The sequence below is a fragment of the Mycobacterium sp. E2733 genome, from assembly GCF_001667585.1.
Taxonomy (GTDB): domain Bacteria; phylum Actinomycetota; class Actinomycetes; order Mycobacteriales; family Mycobacteriaceae; genus Mycobacterium.
On sequence record NZ_LZJZ01000129.1, the window covers coordinates 1 to 6,554 of the forward strand.

7 protein-coding genes, 1 tRNA gene and 1 pseudogene are annotated in these 6,554 nt (G+C 68.9%); 4 read left to right on the forward strand and 5 right to left on the reverse strand.

The features are described 5' to 3' along the window. The 5 genes and pseudogenes from A5678_RS23065 to A5678_RS23085 form a co-directional block, all read right to left on the reverse strand. A pseudogene (locus tag A5678_RS23065) lies at window positions 1-137 on the reverse strand (phosphoribosyltransferase); the annotation flags it as partial. Between the two features lie 43 nt (window positions 138-180). Continuing rightward, window positions 181-567, reverse strand: a complete 387-nt coding sequence (locus A5678_RS23070) for an STAS domain-containing protein (RefSeq protein WP_068047427.1) — start codon at window positions 565-567, stop codon at window positions 181-183. Next, entirely contained in the window at window positions 564-1,646 is a 1,083-nt protein-coding gene (locus A5678_RS23075; RefSeq protein WP_156747051.1) for a B12-binding domain-containing protein, read from the reverse strand. The genes A5678_RS23070 and A5678_RS23075 overlap by 4 nt, the downstream gene beginning before the upstream one ends. A gap of 17 nt (window positions 1,647-1,663) precedes the next feature. Next, entirely contained in the window at window positions 1,664-3,325 is a 1,662-nt protein-coding gene (locus A5678_RS23080) for a PP2C family protein-serine/threonine phosphatase (RefSeq protein WP_068047433.1), read from the reverse strand. Between the two features lie 200 nt (window positions 3,326-3,525). Then, window positions 3,526-3,611: transfer RNA gene (locus A5678_RS23085), tRNA-Leu, on the reverse strand. Window positions 3,612-3,708: 97 nt separating this feature from the next. On the opposite strand from A5678_RS23085, the gene A5678_RS23090 reads away from it, so the two are divergent. The 4 genes from A5678_RS23090 to A5678_RS23105 form a co-directional block, all read left to right on the forward strand. After that, the gene (locus A5678_RS23090; RefSeq protein ID WP_068047436.1) at window positions 3,709-5,073 is read left to right on the forward strand and encodes a M20/M25/M40 family metallo-hydrolase; all 1,365 of its coding nucleotides are present in this window, start codon (window positions 3,709-3,711) and stop codon (window positions 5,071-5,073) included. 24 nt (window positions 5,074-5,097) lie between these two features. Further along, complete coding sequence (locus A5678_RS23095; protein ID WP_068047439.1) at window positions 5,098-5,628, forward strand: YbhB/YbcL family Raf kinase inhibitor-like protein; 531 nt, start codon at window positions 5,098-5,100, stop codon at window positions 5,626-5,628. A gap of 53 nt (window positions 5,629-5,681) precedes the next feature. Beyond that, window positions 5,682-5,888: a hypothetical protein gene (locus A5678_RS23100; RefSeq protein WP_156747049.1), complete on the forward strand. Its 207-nt coding sequence runs from the start codon at window positions 5,682-5,684 to the stop codon at window positions 5,886-5,888. Beyond that, the coding region (locus A5678_RS23105) for a DUF222 domain-containing protein (RefSeq protein WP_156747050.1) at window positions 5,885-6,554 on the forward strand (670 nt) is incomplete at its 3' end. The genes A5678_RS23100 and A5678_RS23105, both read left to right, overlap by 4 nt.

The following is a 6,554-nucleotide window of genomic DNA, read 5'->3' on the forward strand; positions in this document are numbered from 1 at the left end:
CCGCGGGCCAGTCCCAAGACCAGCACGTCATCGCGGTCGCGATAGGACATCAACTGCTCGGCGAGCGCGCGACCGGCCTCGCGACGGTCGCGGAACGCGCGCGTCGCAGTGCGCCGGAGGAATCCATCGGGTGTCATCGGTCGCGTTCCAGCCTACGGGCTTTGGTAGCGGCCGCACCGCTCAGCGAACCCGGGTTTCTCCCGGGGCGTTCTGGCCCCGCCGGTCCGCGCTCGCCGTGCCCCCGTCGGACCGGGACGCGGTGACGAGATGGTCGAACGTACCGGTCACGTCCAAGATGCGATCGAGGAATCGCGGTCGACGGTCCAGGTGCAGCTGCACGCCCGCCTGACAGCTTCGGCGATGGACGAGGAGCAGGGCGGACAGACCGGCGGAATCGCAGATGGCGAGTCCGGAGAGGTCGAGGTGCAGGTCTGTCAGGGTCGGCTGCCGGCCGAGCAGTTGACCGACGGCGTCGACCAGAGCGTCGACGGTTTCGTAGACCAGGTCACCGGAGACCTGCACGCAGGCCGATCGTCCTGTCGTGGCGACGTTCAGGGACAGGTTCATCGCGAAGCTCCCGGGCCGGCGACGGCGGTGAGGGCATCGTTTGCTGTCTGCAGCAGGCGCTGGCTGCGGGGGAACTCCTTGAGTTGCACCGTCAGCGAATCCAGTGCCGGGTGAAGCGACGCCGCCGGTACGCCCCGCGCGGTGAGAATGTCGGCGGTCCAGGTGATGAAGTCGGCGAACAACGCGTCGTCGTCGGTGTACAGGCTCACGGTGAGGAAGTCGACGATGTGGGCGACGTCCTCGACGGTGTGCTGGCGCTGCGGCGTGGAGTAGGCGCGCATGGCGGGAAAGCGGTCCTCCAGATCGGCGACGGTGGACTTGACCAGCTGAGCCGCGCTCCGGCTCACCATGGTGTACTCCTGGTCGGCCAGGTGCGGCAGGTCATCGACGGGCTGGCGGTCGAAAGTGCGTCGGACAGCGGGGAATCCGCGGCGCAGGCTTTCGTCGGCGGTCCGCGCGTCGGGCGCCCACGTGTCGGCGCCGAGCTGGCGGGCGAAGCGGCCGTCGCGGCCGAAAGCGGCTCCGCCGGCCAAAACGGGAAAACCGGCGGACTGGCACGCGATGATCGCGGCGTGCGCGTTGGGCAGCCGGGTGGGAATCGAGCAGGAGAGCGCCACGACATCGGGGCCGTGCTGGTGCAGGTGGGCGATCAGGTGCGGGGTCGGGACCTGCGCCCCGAGGAAGTCGACCCCCCAGCCCCGCAGCCGCAAGACCTCCGCCAGCAGCCGGGCGGGCAAAGCGTGCCACTCCCCGTCCACGCACGCCAAGGTGACCCGACCGCCATGGGCTACGACTTTGCCGGCGGGGTGGTGAGCCAGCGCGGCGATGACGCGGTCGTTGATGGCCGTGGCCGCGTGCTCCTGCGCGACGCTGATGCGGTTGGCGGCCCACTCGGTGCCCACCTTGTGCTGGACGGGGGCGATCACCTCCAGCAGCACCTCCTCGGGGGTCAAGCCGGCGTCCATCGCGGCGAACACGGTAGCTGCCGCCGCGTACTCGTCGCGGTCGGCGAGGGCTCCCCAGAGCCGCTCGCGGATCACGACGTCGTCGGCGGCGCCGGTAGCGAGTGGGGCGGTCATATCGGTGTCGTAGAACGTCATGCCACGTACCTGCCCCGGGTGTGGCCGTCGACGGCGCTGAGGCGAGTGCGCTGCGGGGCGGTGATGGCCACGACCGCGATGTCGTCGTGCACGCGTTGTCCCACCCACTGGGTGGCCAGCATCAGGACGCGCTCGACGACCGCTTCGGCCGGCATTCCGGCACATCCGGTCAGTGCGGCCGCAAGGCGCTGTTCACCGAAGAAATCATCGCCGAGCGGGCCGCCGCGGGCCTCCGTGATGCCATCGGTGTACAGCACGCACGTCTCGCCCGGCGCCAGGGAAGTCTCGAACGATTGCACGGTGATGCGCTCCAGCGCGCCGACCAGTGTCCCCTTCGTGTTGGCCTCTTCCACCTGCCCGTCGTCGCGCACGATCAAGGGTGGGGGATGCCCGGCGCAGGTCAACCGCAGCGACACCTGACCGTCCCGGTAGGCGACGGAGGCGAGGACCAACGTGGCGAAGCGGGTGTGGTCCGCCGACAACATGGCACGGTTGAGCAGCGTGAGCACACCCTCGTGGTCCTGCGCGAGCGGCGTCAGGGCCCGCAGCGTGTTGCGGATCTTGCCGGTCATCACGGCGGCCTCTAGGCCCTTCCCGCACACATCGCCAAGCACCACCAGCGTTTCGTCCTCGGGACGCGCCGCGGGGTGGAAGTCGTAGAAGTCGCCGCCGACCACCTCGTAATCCTTCGAAGCCCGGTAACCGCCGGCGAATTCGATGCCGTGCAAGCCGTGCAGCGGGGGAGGCAGGAGGTCACGCATCAGCGTGCGGGTGATGGCGGCCTGCTCGGCGTAGAGCCGCGCAGCGGACAGGGCCGCACCGGCGCGCGCGGCGAACAGGCCGGCGAAGAGTTCTTCGTCCGCGCTGTACGTCGGCCGATCGATGCGCCGCAGCAGCACCAGTGCCCCCGCCGAAACGCCGTGCCCCGGCAGGGTCAGGATCATCACGCACCCGACCGGGCCCGGGAAATCTTGCGGGACAAGCCAATCGGGTACCGAGATGGGGTCGATCCAGCCCGAGGACACCGGCGGGAATCCGTGCAGCGCCTCGCTCAGCCCCGCCACCGCCGCCGGGTCGGCGTCGACACTGCACTGTTCCACGGCCCCGACAGCGCTGCTGTAGAAGACCGGCAGCCGCCGACCGCGGCCCGCGGGAGCCACCAGCACGGCCGCGTCCGCCAGGTGCCGGGCGGCCATCTGCACCGTCGCTTCCCGGCAGCGGTCGACGTTCAGCGACGCCGTCAGCACCGAGGACGCCTCGAGCAGGATCGCCGTGCGTTCCCGCTCCCGCGCCAGCGCTTCTTGCGCCTCCCGCAACAACTGGCCGGTGTCCTCGACCAGCGACCACGCCACCTCTCCGCTGGGCAGCACCGCCGCGTGCGCATCGAACTTTCGACTTCCCACGCTTCCCGAGACGACGGACGCGTCCCGATCGACCGCGTCGGGTTCAATTTGGACGAGACGGTGATGCGCCCGCGACAGCCAGTCAACGGAGTCGTCGATCCGGCCGCCCTGCGTCGCGCCGGCCAGCAGGGACTGGGCCGACCCGCTCAGCGCCCGCACGATCCCTTCGCGATCGATGACCAGCGTGGGGCAGGGCACGGCCGCCCACAAAGCGTCAAGGTCGATCTCGACGCCTAAGTGGGCACCATCATGCATGCGGTTGACCTGTCAACGCGAAAAGTTTGATCTTGCTGACGTTACGCCGGCGCTCGGCGTACCGGGTTGCGGGAGAGGATCGTTCGTACCGGCCGTGCGTCGAACGTGCAGCGAAGGGGCCATTTCTCGACCCCGGTGGTGGAGCTTCGACAAGGCCGCCCCTCCCGACTCCTGCGAAAGAAGCGACCCTGCACCATGCGTGTCCGAGGGGGGACTTGAACCCCCACGCCCATTAGTAGGGCACTAGCACCTCAAGCTAGCGCGTCTGCCATTCCGCCACTCGGACAAACCAACCGCATGGGTTGGCAGCTAAGGCTATCGGATTGTCCCGCGCGCGCCCAACCCAGCCGGGCCGCTCAGCACCGAGCCCGGCGGCCCCGGCAATGGTAGGAAAGGTGGTTGTGACCGCCCAGACCGAGTTCCCGACCAGCCCGAGCGACGACGTGGTCGAGGTCGTCAGCAGGTTGATCCGGTTCGACACCACCAACACCGGCGAACCGGAGACGACGCGGGGCGAGGCCGAGTGCGCGCAGTGGGTCGCCGAGCAGCTCGCCCAGGTCGGCTACTTGCCGCAATACGTGGAGTCGGGCGCGCCGGGCCGCGGCAATGTGATCGCCCGCCTTGCGGGCGCCGACAGCTCACGGGGCGCGCTTCTGATCCACGGGCACCTTGACGTGGTGCCGGCCGAGCCGGCCGAGTGGAGCGTGCATCCGTTTTCCGGTGCAGTGAAGGAGGGCTTCGTCTGGGGTCGCGGCGCGGTCGACATGAAGGACATGGTCGGCATGATGATCGTGGTGGCCCGGCGGCTGAAGCAGGCCGGGATCGTGCCGCCCCGCGACTTGGTGTTCGCCTTCATCGCCGACGAGGAACACGGCGGCACGTTCGGGGCGCAGTGGCTGGTCGACCACCGGCCCGAGCTGTTCGAGGGTGTCACCGAGGCGATCGGCGAAGTGGGCGGCTTCTCGTTGACCGTGCCCGGCCGCGACGGGGGCGAACGCCGACTGTATTTGATCGAGACGGCCGAGAAGGGCTTGTCCTGGATGCGGCTGACCGCCCCCGTCGCGGCCGGACACGGATCGATGGTGCATGAGCGCAACGCCGTCACCGCCGTCGCCGAGGCGGTCGCCCGGTTGGGCCGGCACCAGTTTCCCCTCGTAGTGACCGACACCGTCGCCCAGTTCCTGGCGGTCGTGAGTGAGGAGACCGGGCTGACGTTCGACGTCGAGTCGGGCGACCTGGCGGGGGCGGTCGAAAAGCTCGGCCCGATGGCCCGCATGCTCAAGGCTGTCCTGCACGACACCGCGAACCCGACGATGCTCAAGGCCGGGTACAAGGCCAACGTCGTCCCGGCCGTCGCGGAAGCCGTGGTCGACTGCCGAATCCTGCCGGGCCGCAAGGCGGCGTTCGAGGCCGAGGTCGACGAACTGCTCGGCCCGGACGTGACTCGGGAGTGGATCAAAGACTTCTCGTCGTACGAGACGAGCTTCGACGGTGACCTGGTGGACGCCATGAATGCCGCCGTGCTGGCCCTCGACCCGGATGGCCGCACGGTGCCCTACATGCTCTCCGGTGGCACTGACGCAAAGTCGTTCGCGCGCTTGGGTATTCGTTGTTTCGGTTTCAGCCCGCTGCGGTTGCCGCCGGACCTCGATTTCACCGCGTTGTTCCATGGGGTCGACGAGCGGGTACCCGTGGACGCGCTGAAGTTCGGCACCGAGGTGCTGGCACACTTCCTGACACACTGCTGAAGACACGTAACGAGAGGATCGCTCATGAGCACCGCGCCCGACCCGTACGCCGCGCTGCCGAAGCTGCCGACGTTCACCCTGACGTCGGACTCGATCACCGACGGCCAGTCGCTATCCAAGCCCCAGGTCAGCGGGATCATGGGCGCCGGTGGAGAAGATGTCAGCCCGCAGTTGAGCTGGTCGGGATTCCCGGGGGAGACCCGCAGCTTCGCCGTCACCGTCTACGACCCCGACGCGCCGACGGCCTCGGGGTTCTGGCACTGGGCGGTGGCCAACCTGCCGGCCGACGTCACCGAACTGCCCGCGGGTGCGGGGGACGGGAGCGACCTGCCCGGCGACGCCCTGACGCTGGTCAACGACGCGGGGATGCGCCGCTACATCGGCGCCGCGCCGCCGCCGGGGCACGGGCCGCACCGGTACTACATAGCGGTGCACGCCGTGGACGTCGACAAGCTCGAACTCGGCGAGGACGCCAGCCCTGCCTACCTCGGCTTCAACCTGTTCCAGCACGCGATCGCGCGCGCCGTTATACACGGCAGCTACGAACAGAAGTAGGCCCGGGAGTCCGCTTCGCCTTTATTGTCGGTGGGCGGCCGTAGCATTCGAACATGCGTTCGATCACTGCTTACCGCATGGACGTCCTGCTCGATGGGTTCGAGGCGGCGCAAGATCTGCTCATTGCCTCCATCGATTCGCTGACAACCGTGGAGCTCGTCGCGGCCCTCGAGAGGTACGCGTTTCTGTTGAGACGGCTCGACGCGCTCATGTACGAGTTGTCCAGCCCGTTCGTGCGCCCAGGTGCCCCGCGGACGTGACCGTGTTCAGTCGCGAGGAAATCCAGGACGACGTCAACGCGCTGTGCGCCGTGGTTTCGCGCTTTCAGCGGCATTCGTATGAGGCGCTGACCAATCCGGAGCGGTTGCGGTTGTTGGAGGTGCTCGAGTGTGAGACGCGCCGGCTGCAAACACCCCGCCATCAGCTGATCAATCAGGTTGGTGAGCAGGCTGATTCGGCCGAGCTGGGTGGCAAGCTGTCGTGGGCGTTGGCCGAGCGGCTGCGCATCACCCGGGGTGAGGCCAGCCGCCGCATCGCTGAGGCCGCCGATTTGGGGCCGCGCCGGGCGCTTTCGGGTGAGCCGTTGGCGCCGGTGTTGCCCGCCACCGCGGCGGCCCAGCGCGGCGGGGCGATCGGGGCCGATCACGTGGCGGTGATCCGGCGGTTTTTCCACCAGCTGCCCGATTGTGTGGACATGGACACCCGTGAGCACGCCGAGAAGCAACTGGCGTCCGAGGCGGCCCAGTTTCGTCCGGATCAACTCGCCAAGCTGGCCCGCCGCCTGATGGACTGCCTCAATCCCGACGGCAACTACACCGATGCCGATCGCGCGCGGCGGCGCGGCCTGACCTTGGGGAGCCAAGACTGCGACGGCATGTCCAAGCTGAGTGGGTGGCTCACCCCCGAAGCCCGCGCCACCTGGGAAG

Bases quoted from the DNA above. Each gene is read 5' to 3' on its own strand.
- A5678_RS23075 (WP_156747051.1), bottom strand. From the start codon at position 1,646: ATGACCGCCCCACTCGCTACCGGCGCCGCCGACGACGTCGTGATCCGC.
- A5678_RS23080 (WP_068047433.1), bottom strand. From the start codon at position 3,325: ATGCATGATGGTGCCCACTTAGGCGTCGAGATCGACCTTGACGCTTTG.
- A5678_RS23095 (WP_068047439.1), top strand. From the start codon at position 5,098: ATGAGCACCGCGCCCGACCCGTACGCCGCGCTGCCGAAGCTGCCGACG.
- A5678_RS23090 (WP_068047436.1), top strand. From the start codon at position 3,709: ATGGTAGGAAAGGTGGTTGTGACCGCCCAGACCGAGTTCCCGACCAGC.
- A5678_RS23070 (WP_068047427.1), bottom strand. From the start codon at position 567: ATGAACCTGTCCCTGAACGTCGCCACGACAGGACGATCGGCCTGCGTG.
- A5678_RS23100 (WP_156747049.1), top strand. From the start codon at position 5,682: ATGCGTTCGATCACTGCTTACCGCATGGACGTCCTGCTCGATGGGTTC.